The organism is Deltaproteobacteria bacterium, from assembly GCA_020845895.1.
Classification (GTDB): Bacteria; Lernaellota; Lernaellaia; order JACKCT01; family JACKCT01; genus JADLEX01.
Genome location: JADLEX010000085.1, coordinates 27,000 through 44,977 on the forward strand (window position 1 = coordinate 27,000; position 17,978 = coordinate 44,977).

The 17,978-nt window shown below is 65.5% G+C and carries 15 protein-coding genes; 11 read left to right on the plus strand and 4 right to left on the minus strand.

What is annotated here, in order from left to right; genetic code table 11:
* Nucleotides 1-181 precede the first annotated feature (181 nt).
* The 3 genes from IT350_11325 to IT350_11335 form a co-directional block, all read right to left on the minus strand.
* Nucleotides 182-1,876, minus strand: coding sequence for a hypothetical protein (locus IT350_11325; GenBank protein ID MCC6158632.1), 1,695 nt, complete (start codon nucleotides 1,874-1,876; stop codon nucleotides 182-184).
* 72 nt (nucleotides 1,877-1,948) lie between these two features.
* A complete protein-coding gene (locus IT350_11330; GenBank protein MCC6158633.1) occupies nucleotides 1,949-3,403 on the minus strand; it encodes a B12-binding domain-containing radical SAM protein in 1,455 nt (484 codons plus the stop codon).
* Nucleotides 3,403-4,125: a glycosyltransferase family 2 protein gene (locus IT350_11335; protein ID MCC6158634.1), complete on the minus strand. Its 723-nt coding sequence runs from the start codon at nucleotides 4,123-4,125 to the stop codon at nucleotides 3,403-3,405. The genes IT350_11330 and IT350_11335 overlap by 1 nt, the downstream gene beginning before the upstream one ends.
* Nucleotides 4,126-4,313: 188 nt before the next feature.
* On the opposite strand from IT350_11335, the gene IT350_11340 reads away from it, so the two are divergent.
* From IT350_11340 to IT350_11355, 4 genes are all read left to right on the plus strand, one after another.
* On the plus strand, nucleotides 4,314-4,841 hold the full coding sequence (locus tag IT350_11340; GenBank protein ID MCC6158635.1) for a hypothetical protein: 528 nt from the start codon (nucleotides 4,314-4,316) through the stop codon (nucleotides 4,839-4,841).
* A 146-nt stretch (nucleotides 4,842-4,987) separates the two neighbouring features.
* Entirely contained in the window at nucleotides 4,988-6,268 is a 1,281-nt protein-coding gene (purD, locus tag IT350_11345; protein ID MCC6158636.1) for a phosphoribosylamine--glycine ligase, read from the plus strand.
* Nucleotides 6,265-6,771 carry a 5-(carboxyamino)imidazole ribonucleotide mutase gene (gene purE, locus IT350_11350; GenBank protein MCC6158637.1) on the plus strand — a complete coding sequence of 169 codons (507 nt, stop codon included), beginning with the start codon at nucleotides 6,265-6,267 and terminating at the stop codon, nucleotides 6,769-6,771. Before purD ends, purE begins: the two co-directional genes overlap by 4 nt.
* Before the next feature lie 39 nt (nucleotides 6,772-6,810).
* Nucleotides 6,811-8,226, plus strand: a complete 1,416-nt coding sequence (locus IT350_11355) for a Sua5/YciO/YrdC/YwlC family protein (GenBank protein ID MCC6158638.1) — start codon at nucleotides 6,811-6,813, stop codon at nucleotides 8,224-8,226.
* Between the two features lie 9 nt (nucleotides 8,227-8,235).
* Here IT350_11355 and rlmN read toward each other — a convergent pair whose 3' ends face one another.
* Nucleotides 8,236-9,279 carry a 23S rRNA (adenine(2503)-C(2))-methyltransferase RlmN gene (gene rlmN / locus IT350_11360; protein ID MCC6158639.1) on the minus strand — a complete coding sequence of 348 codons (1,044 nt, stop codon included), beginning with the start codon at nucleotides 9,277-9,279 and terminating at the stop codon, nucleotides 8,236-8,238.
* A gap of 177 nt (nucleotides 9,280-9,456) precedes the next feature.
* Here rlmN and IT350_11365 point away from each other — a divergent pair, with 177 nt between their 5' ends.
* The 7 genes from IT350_11365 (at nucleotide 9,457) to IT350_11395 (ending at nucleotide 17,596) form a co-directional block, all read left to right on the plus strand.
* Nucleotides 9,457-10,704 carry a CAP domain-containing protein gene (locus tag IT350_11365; protein MCC6158640.1) on the plus strand — a complete coding sequence of 416 codons (1,248 nt, stop codon included), beginning with the start codon at nucleotides 9,457-9,459 and terminating at the stop codon, nucleotides 10,702-10,704.
* Nucleotides 10,705-10,791: 87 nt separating this feature from the next.
* Nucleotides 10,792-11,955: a diguanylate cyclase gene (locus tag IT350_11370; protein MCC6158641.1), complete on the plus strand. Its 1,164-nt coding sequence runs from the start codon at nucleotides 10,792-10,794 to the stop codon at nucleotides 11,953-11,955.
* 19 nt (nucleotides 11,956-11,974) lie between these two features.
* Nucleotides 11,975-13,693: a PAS domain-containing protein gene (locus IT350_11375; GenBank protein ID MCC6158642.1), complete on the plus strand. Its 1,719-nt coding sequence runs from the start codon at nucleotides 11,975-11,977 to the stop codon at nucleotides 13,691-13,693.
* The gene (def, locus tag IT350_11380) at nucleotides 13,662-14,201 is read left to right on the plus strand and encodes a peptide deformylase (protein MCC6158643.1); all 540 of its coding nucleotides are present in this window, start codon (nucleotides 13,662-13,664) and stop codon (nucleotides 14,199-14,201) included. The genes IT350_11375 and def overlap by 32 nt, the downstream gene beginning before the upstream one ends.
* A 70-nt stretch (nucleotides 14,202-14,271) precedes the next feature.
* Nucleotides 14,272-15,198 (plus strand): methionyl-tRNA formyltransferase, encoded by a 927-nt coding sequence (locus IT350_11385; GenBank protein MCC6158644.1) that lies wholly within the window; start codon nucleotides 14,272-14,274, stop codon nucleotides 15,196-15,198.
* Nucleotides 15,195-16,553: a 16S rRNA (cytosine(967)-C(5))-methyltransferase RsmB gene (rsmB, locus tag IT350_11390; protein ID MCC6158645.1), complete on the plus strand. Its 1,359-nt coding sequence runs from the start codon at nucleotides 15,195-15,197 to the stop codon at nucleotides 16,551-16,553. The genes IT350_11385 and rsmB overlap by 4 nt, the downstream gene beginning before the upstream one ends.
* Nucleotides 16,550-17,596 (plus strand): hypothetical protein, encoded by a 1,047-nt coding sequence (locus tag IT350_11395; protein MCC6158646.1) that lies wholly within the window; start codon nucleotides 16,550-16,552, stop codon nucleotides 17,594-17,596. The genes rsmB and IT350_11395 overlap by 4 nt, the downstream gene beginning before the upstream one ends.
* The last annotated feature ends 382 nt before the right edge of the window (nucleotides 17,597-17,978 follow it).

Below are 17,978 nucleotides of genomic sequence, written 5' to 3' on the forward strand. Positions count from 1 at the left end.
GATCTGGACCCCCGTCGGCTTCAGGCGGCCGATGGACGAATAACACGGTCGGGACGTAGTCACTCACAATCCCGGCGAAACGACTAACACAGGCTCCGTCCGGGCGCAACCGTAATCTCACGGAAATACTGGGGTATGTGCACAAAGTCGTTCAAATTCGACGGACCGGCAGGCCGGAGCGTCACTCGCCGAGCGAACGCAGCGCCACGAATGTCGGCATCAGAATCCGGATGGAAGCGACCTGAACGGCGCTGAGGATTCGCGCGGCAACGGAGCGGTTCGCGGCCGGGATCGGTACGGCGTTCGAGAGGGCGTCGTCGACTTGGATCGCGATCACGCCGGTTGCGCTGCGCAGGGCGAGGGATTGCCCGTCCGCGGAAAGCGTCGTTTGCCGGGGGCGCGGACCGGTGGCGACTCGCGCGACGATCTCACGTTTTTCGGGTCGCAAGACGACGATTTGGCCGCCGAAATGATCGGAGACGTAGAGAAGCCGCCTCGCCGCGTCGAAGGTCGCGTTGCGCGGCGTGCCGCCGACGAAGAGGCGATCGCGGATCTCGAGCGTGTCGAGATCGACCGCGACGACCTCGCCCGTATGAAAAGACGCGAGGAAAAACCGTCGGCCATCGAGGTCGATATCGCCAAGGAATCCGAACGTGCCGGGCACGCGGACCTCGCGCGAAACGGTCATCGTTTCGGCGGAGCCGACCAGCAGCGCCGTCCCGGACGGGTCCACGCACACCGCCAGAAACCGGCCCGTCGGCCCGTCATACGCCACGTCGAAGATGCGTCGAAGCGGGCCGAGGCGTGTCGATTCGCGAACGTCACCCTCGTCGAGCCCGACCCGCGCGACCGATCGGCCATTGTCGCGACTGAGAACGAGACCCCCCGTACCAGCGTCGCGTACGAAATTGACGAGGCCCCCCGGGACGTCGATGGAACGCACGAGATCGAACGGGTCCTCGCGGATTTCGATCACGCGCCCCGGCGCACCGAGGAACCAGTGACCGGGTCGTGTGGGATTCGGGACCGCGTTGTCGCCCGTACGCTCGCCGAGGAGGATCGACTCGATCTCCGGCCTTCCCGACGCACCCTTCCGAAGGCGGCGCAGGCTCTTCTCAGGATCGTGCGGGCCGAGGATCGCGCCGCCGTCGACGGGAATCGCCATCATGACGTCGTCGCCAATGGCCCGGGCGATTCGGTCGGAATCGGAGAACGCCACGAGCACCCGCACCCCGGGTTGCGCCGCGACGCCGCTCGCCGCGCCGGGATCGACCCCCTGATGAAAAAGGTACGCGGCGGAGAACACGAGCGCCGTGAACGCGTGGAATCCCCACCAACACCCGCCGACGACGGCGAGAACGCGTGGCCGGAGAGACAAATGCACTATGAACGCGCCGTAGATCGCTCCCGCCACAACCATTGCGGCGCCTGAGCCGAAGGATCGGCTCGCAACCGCCCACGTTGCGGCGGCGACCCACGCGAGATGCCACAAACCCGCCGCGCGAGGTCGCCCACAGAGCGAGAGAATCAGCGCGCCGACCGGCCACACGAGGGCGGCGAACACCCAGCCGCTGGCTTCGGCGACGAAGACGAAGAGCGGCAGAATGCAAATTGTCGCCAGCAACAGATACGGGGTCGCGGCGAGCCAGGCCCACCATTTTCGCCGAGTCGCCGGCACCAGGAGTCCGGACGCGAGCCCGATGGATGCCGCACAAACGATCGGAAACAGCGGGAGGGGTCGCTCGGTGATCAGACGCGGCCAGTCGGGCGCGAACGGCGCTGCCGCGATGGCGACGAGCGTACCCGACGCCAGCGCGCGGTCGAAGCGCGACATCGGCTTTCCGCCCGATGCGGACTCGGCGCCTTTCACGCCCATGCGCGCACTTTCGGGATCATGATCGCGATGTTAGGGGGAATGCCGCGCGGCGACAACGACGGAGCGGGCGGTTCAGCAGGTCCGCGCGAGCGCCGGAGCGGGTTCCTTTTTTTCCGGGATCAGCACGCCCGCGAGCAGGCCGAGGGCCAGGCGAAATCCGTCGAGCAGCGAGGTGCGCGTGAGGTTGTACCAGATGCGCCGGGGGCGCAGGTACATGCGGAAGATCGACTTGCGCTGCAACGATTCCATCTCGCGCGGGCTGATGTCGCCGACGAACATCACCGACGAGCCGTAGCGTCGCATCTCGGCGAGCGCGTCGCGTTCCACGCGAAGGTTGCTCGACCCCGACAGGGCGATGTCGCGCAGTCGTGTGCCCGGATACGGCTGGGCGATCGACAGGTAGGGCTGGTCGAGGTTCGGCAAATCGCGCAGGAACGTGATCGTGCGGTCGATCGTGTCGCGCGTGTCGCCGGGGTTGCCGATCATCGCCGTGCCGCGCGTGTCCATCCCGGCCTTTTTCGCGAGGCTCAGGGCCTCGACGACGCGCGGCAGTTCGAGGCGCTTGTTGAGGCCCTTGAGCACATCCACGTCGCCGCTCTCGATGCCGAAGTTGATGCGCCGGCATCCCGCGGCGGCCATGTGCGCGAGCAGCTCTTCGTCCACCGCGTCGGCGCGGGTGTCGGCCTCCCACGAAGCCGTCTCGGGCAGGCGCGAGGCGATCAACTGGTCGCACAGCGTGTGCACGCGTCGCTTGTTGAGCGTCATCACGTCGTCAACGAAAACGAAGTGACGTACGGGCCGCTCGCGGATGGAGCGGGTCATTTCTTCCGCGACGCGCTCGGCGCTGCGGAAACGCACGCTGCGCCCCGTGAGAAACTCGATCGAGCAGAACACGCACTGATACGGGCAACCGCGGCTGCTCATGATCGTCTGCGTCGGCACCTTGGCCCGGCCCTTCACACTCCACAGATAGTTGCGAAAGTTGATGCCGGGATAGACGGGATCGGGGATCGATTCCAGATCCTTGACGATCGGAGGGTCCGATTCGCCGCCGTCTGTTTCACCGCGCACGAGCAACCCGGGGATTCCGAGAAGATCCCGTCCGTCGCGAAGTCGGTTCAGATATTCTACGAAGTTCTCCTCGCCCTCGCCGATCATCACATCGTCGGCGTCGGGAACGTCGTCGAAACACTGATGGCGCACGAGCGTTGCGTGGGGGCCGCCGACAATCACGCGGACTTTCGCCTCCCGGGCGAGGTGCGCGAGACGCGCGATCACAGGCACGAGCGGCGAGGTCACGGTCAGACCGACGACATCGGGACGAAATTCGTGGAAGAGCGTTCGGATCGGCGCATCGCCGCGCGGCATGAATTCAAGGTCCTGGATCAGAACCTCGTGGCCGTGCGCGTTCGCGCAGGCGGTCAGCCACGCGAGATTGAGCGGCGGATTCAGGTTGAGCGACCGCGTGAGCGATCGGAACCGGCCATAGACCTCGCCCCAAGGGGGGGCGAGCAGGAGCACTCGCATCACGACTCCCCGATCCGGCCGCGCGACCGGGCCAGCATCAAAACGTACAGCCGAGCGTACTTCCAGCCCATGCGGAAGATCTTGAAGTGGCTGTCTCCATGGTGACGATAGCTGTAAACGGTCGGGATTTCCGTAATGCGTGCCCCGATTCGCCGAGCCTTGATGGCGAGTTCCGGCGAAATTGCGAAATCGCGGCTGGTCAGCCCCGCGGCGAGCGGCAGCGTTCGAACCATGCCGCGAAACGCGTTGGTGATGTCGCGTGCGGGGATATCGAAGATCCGCCGCGTGACCCACGAATAGGCGTTCGACAGCCGCGCCTTGACCTGCCCCAGTTTCCCATAGCTGCCGCCCGGCATTGCCCGCGAGGCGATGACGAGGTCGTAGCCCTCGATCAATTTGCGGTAGATCACGGGAATATCGGCAAGCCGGTCCGACAGATCCGCCATCATCCAAACGCACCGCTCGCCGCGCGCCTCGCGGGTGCCGTCCATCAGGGCCGCGCCCATGCCGCCGTTGTGCGCTCGTCGCACGATCCGCAACGCGGGGAAGCCCGGGACGGCGTCGGTCAGGATTTGCGGCGACTCGTCGGAGCTGCCGTCGTCCACGGCGACCACTTCGTACGCGAAGTCCCAACGGGCGCACTCCTCCCGCAGCCCGGCCAAGAGTCGGGGGAGGTTGGCCCGCTCGTTGTGAATGGGAATCACAACGGACAAGTCGATCACGGCGAAGCCCGATGGAAGGTCACGGGTCGATGGTAGGTGCGGCGGACGAGCCGCGTCAAGAACGCGGGCAGGTTCGGCGGTGTTCCGAGGTGCGGAAAACGACTCATGCTTTTGGTGCGGACCGCCGATGATTTCTTTCGGACGCCATGTCAGGCGAATGACGAATATTCCTGTTTGGGAGTGCTTTCATGAAAATCGCATCCTTGGCGACGTTGCTCCTGGTCTGCTCCGGACTGCTCATCTTCGCGTCGTGCAGCGAGGAAAACTGCGATTGCGACGACGATACGGCGGATGACGACGCGCCCGACGATGACGACGTCGACGCGGACGATGACGGCGACGACGACGCGGGCGCCGATGACGATTCGGCTGACGACGACACGTTCGGAACGGGTCCCGGTGCCGAGGAGTGTCTCGACGCCCTGAAGCCGCCGTTCGACGAATGCAAGGTCGGCTGTGACGAACGCGAGGAGTTCTGCGACGATTTCCACTGCCTGATCGGCTGTTTCGTGGACCTGTTCGACGGCGCCGTGGATTGCTCCGAAATCTACCCGGAACTGGCGGAGCAGGCAGTCTACTGGCAGTGCATGGCCGAATGCGATTCGGCGTTCGTCACGTGCCTGGAGCCGCTGGAAGACTGCGACCTCGACAAGGGATTCCTTTGCATGGACGTCATGCAGACCTGTGAATCGGGGTGCTCCCAGGCGCCGCTCTGAGACCGGCGCGAAGCAACCTTGATCGCCGGCGCACCGCCCGATCCGTTTTCACCGCCCGGTGAGCGCCTTCGCCCTCGACACGCCGCGTCACGGTCGTTTATGATGTAACCCTTCCGAATCGCCGCAGGTGTGGAGCGGGTCGCATCATGAAAATCCTTGTCGTTGGTTCGGGCGGGCGCGAGCACGCCCTGTGCTGGAAGATCCTTCAGTCTCCCGAGGTCACGCAGCTCTTCTGCGTGCCGGGAAACGCCGGCACGGCGAAAATCGCCCAGAATGTGGCCATCGACGCCGATGACGTGCGCAAGCTCGTCGCCTTCGCCGAATACGAGGAGCTCGATCTCGTGGTCGTCGGCCCCGAAGCGCCGCTCGTGGCGGGGCTGGTCGACGAGTTGTCCGACCGCGACATCCCCGCGTTCGGACCCACCGCGGCGGCCGCGCGCATCGAGGGCAGCAAGGCCTTCACCAAGTCGCTGCTCGAACGTGCGAACGTGCCCACGGCGCGGGCAAGAAGCTTCGCCGACTACGATCTGGCCCTCGACTTCGCCGGGCGGCTCGGCTCGCCGGTGGTGCTCAAGGCCGACGGGCTCGCCGCGGGCACGGGCGTGCTCATCTGCGAAACGCATGCGGATGTCGAGGCCGGGCTTCGCGAAATCCTCGTGCAGCGCAAGTTCGGCGATGCGGGCCGGCGCGTGCTCGTCGAAGAGTTTCTGGACGGTGAAGAGGCGAGTTTTCTGGCACTCACCGACGGAAAAACCATCCTGCCGCTCGCCACGAGTCAGGATCACAAACGCGTGAACGACGGCGACCGGGGACCGAACACGGGCGGCATGGGGGCGTACTCCCCGGCGCCGGTGGTGGACGACGCGGTGTTTGCCCACGTGGTGCGCGACATTCTGGAACCCACCGTGCGCGCGCTGGCCGAGGATGGCACGCCCTATCGCGGCGTGCTCTACGCCGGGCTCATGATCAAGGACGGCCGCGCGAAGGTGCTGGAGTACAACGCGCGACTCGGCGACCCCGAAACACAGCCGCTGCTCGCGCGCATGAAAAGCGATCTGGTCCCGCTGATGAAGGCGTGCGTGAACGGCACGTTGGCGGGGCACGCCATCGAGTGGGACCCCCGGCCGGCGGTGTGCGTGGTCATGACGGCGGGCGGCTATCCCGGCGCTTACAAGAAGGGAAAAACGATCACGGGCCACGATGAGGACTTCGGTCCCGACACCGTGGTCTTTCACGCGGGAACCGATCTGCGCGAGGGGCGTGTCGTCACCAGCGGCGGCCGGGTACTCGGCGTCACGGCGCTCGGAGACGATATCGCGCGGGCGATCGAAAACGCCTACGCCGCGGCCGACCGCATCCGGTTCGAAGGCGCGCACTTCCGGCGCGACATCGGCGCGCGGGCCATTCGAAGGCTTACGGGGGAATGATGAAAACCGTCGCCGTTCTCATGGGGTCCGATTCGGATTTCGGCGTGATGCAAAAATGCGTCGAACAGCTTCGCGCGTTCGGGATCGCCGTCGAAGTGCGCGTGCTCTCGGCGCATCGCAGCCCCGACGACACGGCCCGGTTCGTCAAGGGCGCGGCGAAGCGCAACGTGGGTGTCTTCATCGCGGCGGCGGGCGGCGCGGCGCACTTGGCGGGAGCGGTCGCGGCCCACACGTCGCTGCCCGTGATCGGCGTGCCGATCGCGGCGACGCCGCTGGGCGGGCTGGACGCGCTGCTCGCCACGGTGCAGATGCCGCCGGGCGTGCCGGTGGCGACCGTGGCGATCGGCGACTACGGCGCGACGAATGCAGCCGTTTTGGCTGCGCAGATTCTGGCGGTTGGAGACGCGGAACTGGCGCGGGCCGTCGCGGCGCACAAAGCCGGCCAACGCGAAGGTGTCGCGAAGAAAAACGCCGCGCTCCAGAAGAAACTGAAGTCGATCTGATTGTTTCGGCGCTTGCCGACTTTGTGAAATGGGAGGACCGTGAGGCGAATCGCCATCGATCGCGAACGTCCGGACGCGTCGGCGCTCCGGACCGCCGCCGACATCCTCAATGACGGCGGCGTCATCGTGTTTCCGACCGATACGCTCTACGGCATGATCTGCCGGCTCGACCGGCCCGCCGCGGTGGAGCGAATCAAGCAGATCAAGCAGCATGACGACTACAAGGCGATGCCGTGCCTGGCGCCGGATGTTCCCACCGCGCTCGCCGCGTACTTTCCGCATCCGCCCCGTCTCAACGTCGTCGCAGACCACCTCTGGCCGGGGCCGATTACGCTGATCGGTTCGGCGATGCCGCACCTCATCGGCGCGGCCACGGGCGACGGGCCGTACATCGGCATCCGCGTTCCCGATTTGCCCGCGCTCACCCGGCTCGGGCGCCTTTGCGAGGGTGCGCTGCTCGTGGCGACGAGCGCCAATCCCCACGGCAAACTCGCGGCGACCAACACATCCATGATGCGAGAGTACTTCGGCGACGTCGAAGACCTGACGTTCTTCGACGCGGGAGTGCTCGATTCGCTGGGCAGCACCGTCGTGGACCTGTCCGTCGAACCGCCGAAACTCATCCGCCGGGGCGAGATGCCGTTCGAAATCGTCGAGCGCGTGCTCGGCCGTCCGCTCGCCGAGGTCGTGGTGCGCCCGGACGAGCGCCTTCAGGATCTGATGCGCGGTCCTTTGCGGATCATTCAGAAAAAGTCCGGTTTCCGATACTCGATCGACGCGCTGCTGCTCGCCGCTTTCACCGCGTTCGAGGCCGACGACCGGATCGCGGACATCGGATGCGGCAGCGGCGTGATCCCGCTGCTCCTCGCGGGACGCGGCGCGCGAAAGGTCGTGGGCATCGAGCACCAGGAGGAGATCGCAGACATGGCCGCGCGGTCGATCCGCGCCAATGGGCTCAATCACCGCGCGTCGGTCGTGTCCGGCGATGCGCGCCGTATCGACGACCTGTTTCCGGCCGGGTCCTTCGACGTCGTTTGCGCAAACCCCCCCTATTATCCCGCGGACAGCGGGCATCACAGCCCCGACGAAGCCAAGGCCGCCAGCCGCCACGAACTCACGATGACACTGGCCGACGCCGTGCGCGCGGCGGCGTGGCTGGCGCGCGAGGGCGGCCGGTTTTTCCTGATTCATCTGCACGCGCGGGAAGACGAGGTGATCGCCCAATTCCACGCCAATCGGATCGCGCCCGGGCGGCTCCGGCGAGTCGTCACCAAGCCGGGCCAGGAGCCGAGATTCATCCTCGTCGAGGGCCAAAAAGTCGCCCGCGAGGATCAGGCGCGCGGCTTCCCCGACGTGCTTCCCGATCTCGCGCTGCACGATGCCGAAGGGCATTTCACGAAGGACGCCGACGCGTTCCTCACGCCGATTCAGAACCCTTCGATCTCGCTCGGCTGACCGGTCGCATCACGCGGGCGGTGAGGCGGCGTCGAGGCTGCGAAGCTGACCGCACGCGGCGAGAATGTCCTGCCCCCGGCTGCGGCGAACGACGCAGTTGATGCGCGCGTTCAGCAAAATCCGCTGGAATGCGCGCACGCGCGGCTCGGGCGTCGCCGCGTATGGGCTGCCCGGCCACGGGTTGAAGCAGATCAGATTCACGTGCGCCTTGAGCGGCGCCATCAGGCGAATCAGGCGGCGCGCGTCCTCGTCGCGATCGTTCACTCCGTCGAGCAGCGTGTATTCATAGGTGATGCGCCGGCGGTTGCTGAGCGGGTAGTCGCGGCACGCGGCGAGCAACTCCCCGATCGGGTGCTTCTTGTTGATCGGCATGAGGCGGGAGCGCGTGTCGTCGTCCGTGGCGTGCAGCGAGATCGCGAGCGATACGTCAGTGTCCTGTCCGAGTTGCCGGATCGCCGGGACGATACCCGCCGTCGAGATCGTCACGCGCCGGTTCGAGAAGTTCATTCCGAGGTCGTCGGTCAAGATACGCGCCGCAGCCACGGTCGCGTCGTAATTGAGCAGAGGCTCGCCCATCCCCATGAACACGACGTTGGTGATGTCGCGGTCCGCAACCTCGCGCCGCGCGGCCCGGATCTGCTCGACGATTTCCCATGCCGCGAGCTGTCGCTCGAGACGCATCGTGCCCGTCCGGCAGAATCGACAGTTCAGGCTGCAACCCACCTGCGTGCTCACGCAGATCGTCAGGCGCCCCGGCTCGGGGATCAGCACCGATTCGACCTTCGCGCCGTCGGGCAAACGAAGCAGGAACTTCTGGGTCCCGTCCGCCGCGGTGCTCACATTTTCGACGCCGCCCGCGTCGATCCGGTACAGACCGGCGAGCTCGGCGCGCAGGTCCTTCCGGATATTCGTCATGGCGTCAAACGAGTCCGCGCCGCGCGCGTAAATCCATTGGAAGATCTGGTCGGCGCGGTAAGCGCTCTGGCCGATCCGGCGCATCTCCTCGCGCAAATCCTCCCGGGTCAGTCCCGTGAGGGGTTTGCGCGCGTCCATTCCCGGTTCCGTCGATTTCACGCTCTGTCCGGTCATCTGGCCTCGCCCGCCGCCCATTTTTCGGTTCGGCGGTCCCGCTTCTCGTGCACCGCGAGAGATTCGTCCATGACGGCCATCACAAGGGCCGCCGTCCCCGCGTCATTTACACGCCGGGCGTGCGTGTGGCATGAGGTTACGATGGAACCCGGAGCCGAACAACGTCCTCGGTTCCGCCGGTGGCGGCGAACGGCCCTCGCGTGTGTGGCGCTCGCCGTCGCCGCCGGTTGCTCTCCCTCGCCCGGCCCGGTATTGCCCGCACAGGATTTCGGCGACGAGCCGATCGGATTCGCGATCACGGCCGCGGAAAGGAAACTTGGCGAAACGATCGAACGGCTCGGCGAACGCCGCGCCGGAGCGCCGGACCGCGAAAACGTGCTGTGCGCGGTCTCCCGCAACCTCGCGCACGAAGTCGTCGCGAACGGCGTCGATCGGATCGACGAACTGACGACCGAGCGCATCAGTGAAAAAATGCGCGAGATGGGCAGCGTGGACAATGCGTTTCGCTCTTACGTTTTCAACGAACTCACCCTCGGCCGCGCGGCCGCCCAGCTCGAAGAACTGATCGACGAGGAACTGCGGGAAAAGCACCACACGCACTACGGCGTGGGCGCGGTGCGCACGTGGTGGCCGCCGGGGTACATGGTCGGTGTGTTGCTGGTGCGCAAGAGTGTGCGGATCGAGCCCGTCAAACGCCGGATGAAGGTCGGGGAGGACCTGTTTGTCCAGGGACAACTCCTGAACGGATCCGAACCGGTGACACTCTGGGTGCAGGGTCCCGTCGAGACGCAGACCATGGACCTGACGTTCAACTTCGAAGGCAGGTTTTCGCGGATGATCCGCCTGCGCGACAACGGGCGATATCACGTCGAGATCATGACCACCACGCAGAACGGACCCGAGGTGGCCGCGCTCTTCGAGGTCGTGGCCGGTCTGGAGTCGGCCGCGACCGTTTCGGCCCGTCCGCGACCGACGCCGCTCGCGGAACCTCTTGTGACGCCGGAAGGCATGCGCGCGCGGATGATCGAACTGGTGAACGACGAACGCGACCGAGAGGACCTGTTGCCGGTCGGCGAGGACTCCATTCTCAATACCGTCGCCCAGCGTTACGCCGAGGAGATGTTGCGAAACCGCCGGGTCGTCCACGTCTCGCCCGACTCGGGCGATTTGGTCGACCGCGCGAAGGCGGTGGGCATCGACTTCGTGAAGATTTCCGAGAACATCGCGGTCAATCAGAACGTCGACGTCGTTCACGACGACCTGATGCGGTCCCCGTCGCATCGGCGCAACATTCTGGATGGACAGGTGGACAGGATCGGCGTTGGGATCGCGATCGACCCGGACGGAGGGCATGTATACGTGGTCCAGAACTTCGCCCGGCTGCGCTGAAGACCCGCGTCGGGGCTCATCTGGAAAAAATCCAAGAGATCGCGTAAAATCAAGCGCTAATAGGCACAGATCCGGGCTCGGGAGTCCATGACAGCGGAACCGACCACGCAATTTTCGCCGGAAAGCGAAAGCGTCGTTCACCACATTCTCATTGTGGACGACGAGCCGGAGAACCTCGACCTGCTGGCGTCGACGCTGCGCCGCGGGAATCGGATCTTCAAGGCGCACAGCGGCGACGAGGCCCTGGCGCTCCTCGAAACCGAGGACATCCACATGGTCATCACCGACCAGAGGATGCCGGGCATCTCGGGCACGCAGATCCTTCAGGTCCTGCGCGAAAAATACGAGCACATCATCCGGATTCTGATCACCGGCTACGCCGACATGAAGGTCGCGGTGGACGCGATCAACAAGGGGCAGGTGCAGCGCTACATCACCAAGCCCTGGGACCCCGGCGACCTGAAGTCCGCGGTCGCTTATGAACTGAAGCGCTTCGACCTTCAGGAGTCGAACAAGCGCCTGACGCGGGAGCTGCTGCGCAAGAACGAAGAGCTCGAGGCGATGAATGCCGAGCTCCAGCGCCAGAAGGACGAAATCGAGCGACTGGCGATGGAGTACAAGGAGCAGAAGGAAATCGCGATCGAGATGAGCGACAAGCTCGCCCGGTCGAACCTGGATCTGCTCAAGGCGCAGGAAGAGATCAAGCTCAAGAACGTCAAGCTCGAAGCGGCGAACAAGAAGCTGGAACGCCTCTCGATCACCGACCCGCTGACGGGCTTTTTCAACAAACGCCACCTGTTCCAGATCCTGGAAGGCGAAATCGGCCGCGCGAAGCGATATGATCTGAATCTTTCCATTCTCATGATCGATATGGATAACTTCAAGTCGGTGAACGACACTTGGGGCCACCCCTTCGGGGATCTGGTCATCAAACGGGTGACGGAGAAGATCCGACGCAATATCCGCGAAACAGACTACCCCACGCGCTACGGCGGCGACGAGTTCATCGTCATCCTGCCGCACACGGGAATCGAGCGCGCGATGTACATGGCGAAGCGCATGCACTCCGACATCCGGGTGTCGCACCTGACGAGCCCCGACGGCGCGCTCGTCACGCCGCAGGTTTCGATCGGCGTCGCCTACTACCCGCACCCGAAAATTTCGAACAAGGAGCAGATGATCGCCATCGCCGACGAGGCGCTGTACAAGGCCAAGGAACAGGGCCGCAACTGCATCATCGTCGCCGAGTGACGGCGATCGTCCCATCGCCATGTTGAACCGGATCGTCGCCTGGCTCAGCGAACGTGGAGCCATTGGACTCGCCATGGCGGTCGCCGCGCCGGCCACGGTACTCGCGGCGTTCGCGCTGGTGTCGGTGGCGACGGTCGGAGAGGCGGGCCCGACGCCGCGCGAATATGCGCTCATCTTCGGCGTGTGGGCCCTGATCGCGGCGGGCGGCGGCGGCATCGCGTGGTTGATCGGACAGCGGCAGGTCCGCGCCCTTCGCGACCTCGATGCCGCGGCGGATGCGGTGGAGCGCGGCGAGATCCGTCTGCCGCCGCGCAACGCGCCCGGGGGGCGGTTCGCGGAGCTCGAAAGCAAGATCGTGCGCATCGGCAAGGCGCTCGACGAACGCTCGCAGCTCACGGCGCGCACCCAGCCCAGCGAAAAACTCCAGGATGAACTGTCCGAGGAGAAGCGGCGTTTCGAGGCGTTCCTTCGCGGCATCGGCGACCCCGTCACGATCGTCGACAAGGAATTCCGCATCATCTACGTCAACGACACGGTGAAGAAGATCTTCGGCGACCACACCGGCGATCACTGCTTCAAGGTCTACGAGCACAAGACCGACGTGTGCGGCGGATGCCCCGTGCGCCGGTCGATGGACACGGGTAACGTCGAGCACTCGCTGCGCCGCGTTTACACCCGCGACGACAAGCTGCTCTACATGGAAGCGACGGGCAGCCCGATCCGCGACGACAAGGGCAACATCATCGCGGGCATCGAACTGGCCCGCGACGTCACGCAGCGCATCAAGCTCGAGCGCAGCGTCGAGATTCGCTCGCGCGAGCTGGCCGTCGCCAACGAGGAACTGCGCATCGCCAACGAGCAGCTCCAGCAAGCATACGAAGAGCTCAAAGCGGCCCAGTCGGCCCTCTTCCAGTCCGAAAAAATGGCGTCGCTGGGTGTGCTCGTCGCCGGCGTCGCGCACGAGATCAACAACCCGGTCAACTTCGTCTACGGCTCGATGCCGCTGCTCGACGAGAACATCCGGGCGCTGCTCACGCTCGTCGAACAGATCGAGACGATGGACATCGCCGAGGACCAGAAGGACGTCATCCGCAAGATCAAGCAGGAAATCGATTACGAGTACGTGCAGGAAGACCTGGGGCGCATCGTCAAGAACGTCGCGACGGGCGCCCAGCGCATCAAGGAAATCGTGCAGAACCTGCGCACATTCTCGCGCGTGGATTCGGGCGAAAACGTCGACATGGACCTGCACCAGGGCATCGACAGCACGCTCGAAATTCTGCGCCACGAGTACAAGAACCGGGTCGAAATCAAAAAGGAATACAGCGAGATTCCGGTTCTGATCGGCAACCCGGGCAAGATGAATCAGGTTTTCATGAACATCCTCCACAACGCGATCCAGGCGATCGAGACCGAGGGAAAGATCTCGATCCGCACCTTCGTCGAGGGACCAAACGTCGTGGTGGAGATCGAGGACTCGGGCAGGGGGATCGCGCCGGAAAACCTCGGCAAAATCTTCGACCCGTTTTTCACGACCAAAAAGGTGGGCGAGGGGACGGGATTGGGACTTTCCATCAGTTACAGTATCGTACAGGATCACAACGGTCGCCTGACCTGTCGAAGCCAGGTCGGCCAGGGAACCACGTTCCGCATCGAGCTTCCCATGCGGGAGCAGGACATGGAGACACGGGAGCAGACGACGACCTATGGCCTTAAGACCCATCCTTTGGCATCCTGACCCGGTTCTGAAAGAAAAGTGCGAACCCGTCGAGGTTTTCGACGAGTCCATCCGCGCCCTCGTCCGCGACATGGCGGAGACGATGTACGCCGCGCCCGGCGTTGGCTTGGCCGCTCCGCAGATCGGCGTCACGCGCCGCATCTTCGTCATCGACGTGCGCGATCAGGACCCTTCCGGCGGCCCGAAGCTGCGTGCCTTCATCAACCCGAAGATCGTCGAGAAGAAGGGCGAGATCGTCTGGGAAGAAGGGTGCCTGTCGATTCCCGGCGTCAACGAGGACATCCTGCGCGCCGAGCGCGTACGCGTCGCCGCGATGGATGAAACCGGCGCGCCGTTCGAACTCGAGGCCGAAGGCCTGCTTGCCGTCGCCATCCAGCACGAAAACGACCATCTCGACGGCATCCTGATGTTCGACCGCCTCTCGCCCCTGCGCCGCAAGTTCTCCCTGCGCAAATACAAACGCGAACTCGCGAAGCGCATGGAAGAGTCCAAGGCCGCCCAGGGCTGAGAAACGCCCGGCATCCGCCTCCGCAATGTTCGGCTTGTGGCTCGGGCGACCCGGCGGGCATAATGCCGCCATGCGCATTGTCTTCATGGGAACCCCCTCGATCGCCGCGACCGTCCTGAGCGCCCTCGTGCTCGCCGGCCGCGCGCCGACGCTCGTGGTCTCCCAGCCCGACCGCCCGCGGGGGCGGGGACTCGGACTCGTTCCGACCCCGGTTCACGAGGCCGCGGATCAGCTCGGCCTGCCGATTCTTCAACCCGAAAAGATCGACGACGCGGCCTTCGAGCGATTGCGCGACGTGCGTCCCGACCTGATCGTGGTCGTCGCCTACGGAAAAATCCTTCGCAAGCGGGTACTCGACCTGCCCCCTCTTGGGTGCATCAACGCGCACGCCTCGATCCTGCCGAAGTACCGCGGCGCAGCGCCAATCAATTGGGCGATCATCCGCGGCGAAACCGTGACCGGCGTGTCGATCATGAAGCTCGACGAGGGCATGGACACGGGTCCCGTCGGGCTCGTCCGGCAGGTACCCATCGCGCCCGACGACACCGCCGCGACGCTCACCGAAAAGCTTGCGAAACTCGCCGCCGTCGCAATGACCGACGCGATCGATCGCATCGAGGCGGGCGAACTGACGTGGATTCCCCAGGACCACGACCTCGCCGACTACGCTCCGATGATGGAAAAGGACGACGGCCTGATCGACTGGACGCGCCCGTGCGTCGAGATCGATCGGCTTATCCGTGGCGTGACTCCATGGCCGGGAGCGCAGACCACGCTCGGCCCAAAGCGGCTCAAGATCCTGTCGGCCTCGCCCGAACGGGGCGTGGACGGCGAGCCGCACGTGGTGGTCGAAGCCGGATCGGGCGGAATCGTCGTGGCATGCGGCGAAGGCGCTCTTCGAATCGGGCGACTTCAACTCGAAGGCAAGAAGGCGATGGACGCGCGCGACTTCGTGAGCGGCGCCCGACTTGCCCCCGGCGATCGGATCGGCCGATGATCGCGGACGAAGCCGCCCGATCCGCGGCCTCGCCCGCGCGGCGCGCGGCGCTCGACGCCCTCACCGAAGTGCGTCGCCGGGATGCGTACGCCAATCTCGTGCTCGGTGCGATGTTCGAGCGGCGCGCCCTGTCGTCCCCCGATCGCCGACTCGCCATCGCGCTCGTCAATGGCGTTTTGCGCGCGCGGCGCACGCTCGACTGGCGGATCGACCGCGTCTCGCGCATTCCGACGAAAAAGCTGGAGCCGGCGGTGCTCGACGCGCTGCGCATGGCCGTATTTCAGATGACCGCGCTGGACCGGGTGCCCGATCACGCCGCCGTCGCCGAAACGCTGCTGCTCGTTCCCGATCGTGCCCGGGGATTCTGCAAGGCCGTGCTCGAACAGATCCGCCGGGAGGGCGCCGGAGCGGTCGATCCGCCAGGCGGCAACGGAGTGGCGTCGGTGGCTCTGCGCGCGTCGCTGCCCGACTGGGTCGTGCGGCAATGGGTGCAGGACTTCGGCGACGAAGCCGCCGCCCGGTACGCACACGCCCTGGCGCATGAACCGCCGGGAATGTTGCGGGCGTGCGGGATCTCGCCGGGCGATCTGATCGCGCAGCTTCGCGACGAGGGCATCGACGCGACCCCGGCGCCATTCGCGCCGCTCGGCGTAAGGGTTGCCCATCTCGATGCGGCGATCGCCTCGCGTGCGTTCGCGCAGGGACACGCCATCGTGCAGGGCGAGGCGAGTCAGATCGCGGTGGAATTGGTCGGCGCGAAGCCGGGCGAGTTGGTGCTCGACGCCTGCGCCGCGCCGGGCGGCAAAGCGACGCGACTGGCCGAGCAGGTCGGGCCGCAGGGCCGCGTCGTCGCCGCCGACGTCCACGCGGGCCGAGCCGAACTGATCGCCGAAAACGCCCGGCGGCTGGGTTTGGCGAATATCGAAGTGCGCGCGTTGGATGTCGCCGAAACACGGGAACTCGCGGACGCGTCGTTCGACCGCGTCCTGGTCGATGCCCCGTGCACCGCGCTGGGGCAGGCGGCGCGGCACCCCGAGTTGCGCTGGCGGCTTGCCCCGGAGGACCCGGAACGCATGTCGGTGCTTCAACTCGCGCTCCTTCGCGCCGTTTCGAAATCGGTGAAACCCGGGGGACGGCTCGTGTACGCCGTCTGCACGCTCACCGCCGCCGAGACGCGGGATGTGGCGCACGCGTTCTGGGCGCAGGCGCGTCACGAGGGCTTCCGTTTGGCCGACGCCGCCCGGATTCTGGAGGGTCCATGCCGAACGCACGCCCGCGACGGATTCTATCTCTTCGAACCGACGTCCGAATCGCCCGAAGGATTCTTTGCGGCCGTCTTCGAGCGTGCGCCATGACAGCGCGTGTGCGTGCGGCGGCCTTCGCTTTACTGGTGCTGCTCGCAACGGCGGGTTGCGAACCGAGTCTCGCACCCACCATCCGGCCGTCTTCGGGCGATTCGTATCGCGTCGGCATCGCCATCGTCCAGAAACTCTACCTGCGGTTTCGGGATGCCGAGCGAATGGAAACGGTTAACATCAACATCGACGGGGACTGGCGATTCACGACCGTGGCGAAGGGGCACTCCGCGGATCTCGTGTTCACACTGTCGTCGCTCTCCATGCGCAAGGCATCGCCCGGCGGCGTCGTCGAGTACGCCGTACGCACTCCTCCCGGCGACTCCGCGACGGTGCCTTCCGGCTACACGCGCGCGTTCGCGCAATTCCCGCTGTCCGTTCGTTTGAACGGGGCGGGGGGGCTGGAGATGGTCGAAGGCTCGCGGGCGTTGCTGACGGCGCTGCGCGCCGAACCGGATCTGGCGAATCGTACGGACGACGGCGAGTTGGAGAAGGAACTGTCCAATATCGTGTCGGATCGTGCGCTGGCCGACACGCTCGGCACGCTGTTCGGCATCCTTCCGTCGAAAAAGGCGCGGGCTGGCGACGAATGGGATGTGACCCGCGAGATTTTCTTCGACCTCATCCCCGTCACGACAAAGATCCGCCTGAAACTGCGTGCAATCCAGACGGGTCAAGCCCGCGTGGAGATAAAGACCGAATACTCGGGCGAATCGCCTGGCGGCGAATTCGGATCGTCGAATCTGCGTTTCGGGAATAACGGCATCAGGGGACAGGGCGGCGGCTCGGCAGTGATTTCGCTGGAATCGGGCATCGCCACGCGCGTCGACGCGAATGCCGAGTTTCGCGGCGAGGTGTCGGTCTACGGGAACCCCCATCTCGACCCGACCGAATTCTACCCCTTTCGCATGGAACGCACGGTGGCGATTCACGCGATTCCGACCGCCACCCTCGCCCCCGCTTCCGCCCCTGCGACGAAACGCGAACCTCGCCGCCCCGGCGAGGGACCGGATTTTTCCGCGCCGGTGCCCAGCGAGAACTGAGGAAAGCGGCCCGCCGGGGGCAAAGCAACGCGAAGCGGAGTGGGGCGGCCGCGCAGGCGGGTATGCGGATGCCGCTGCACGGTTGATTTGTGGGGTCCGGAACCGCAAGATCTTGCGGTCCCAGCGCGCGCGAAGTCCACATGTGGTTGGATTCGCGCCATCATACCAGCAACATCGCCCAAACGCCCGGGAAACGGCGGAGGCCGACGAGTGTTGCGACGTTGAAACAGTTCCGCGCCAATTGAATTTTTATTTCGAGAGCCGATCGGTGCCGCACCACCGGTCATTCCGAGTGCTCGCGCTCTGTCATCCTGAGCGCTCTCCGGCTGTCATTCTAAGTGCTCTCCCGCTGTCATAGAGTGCCTTTTAGCTGTCATCCTGA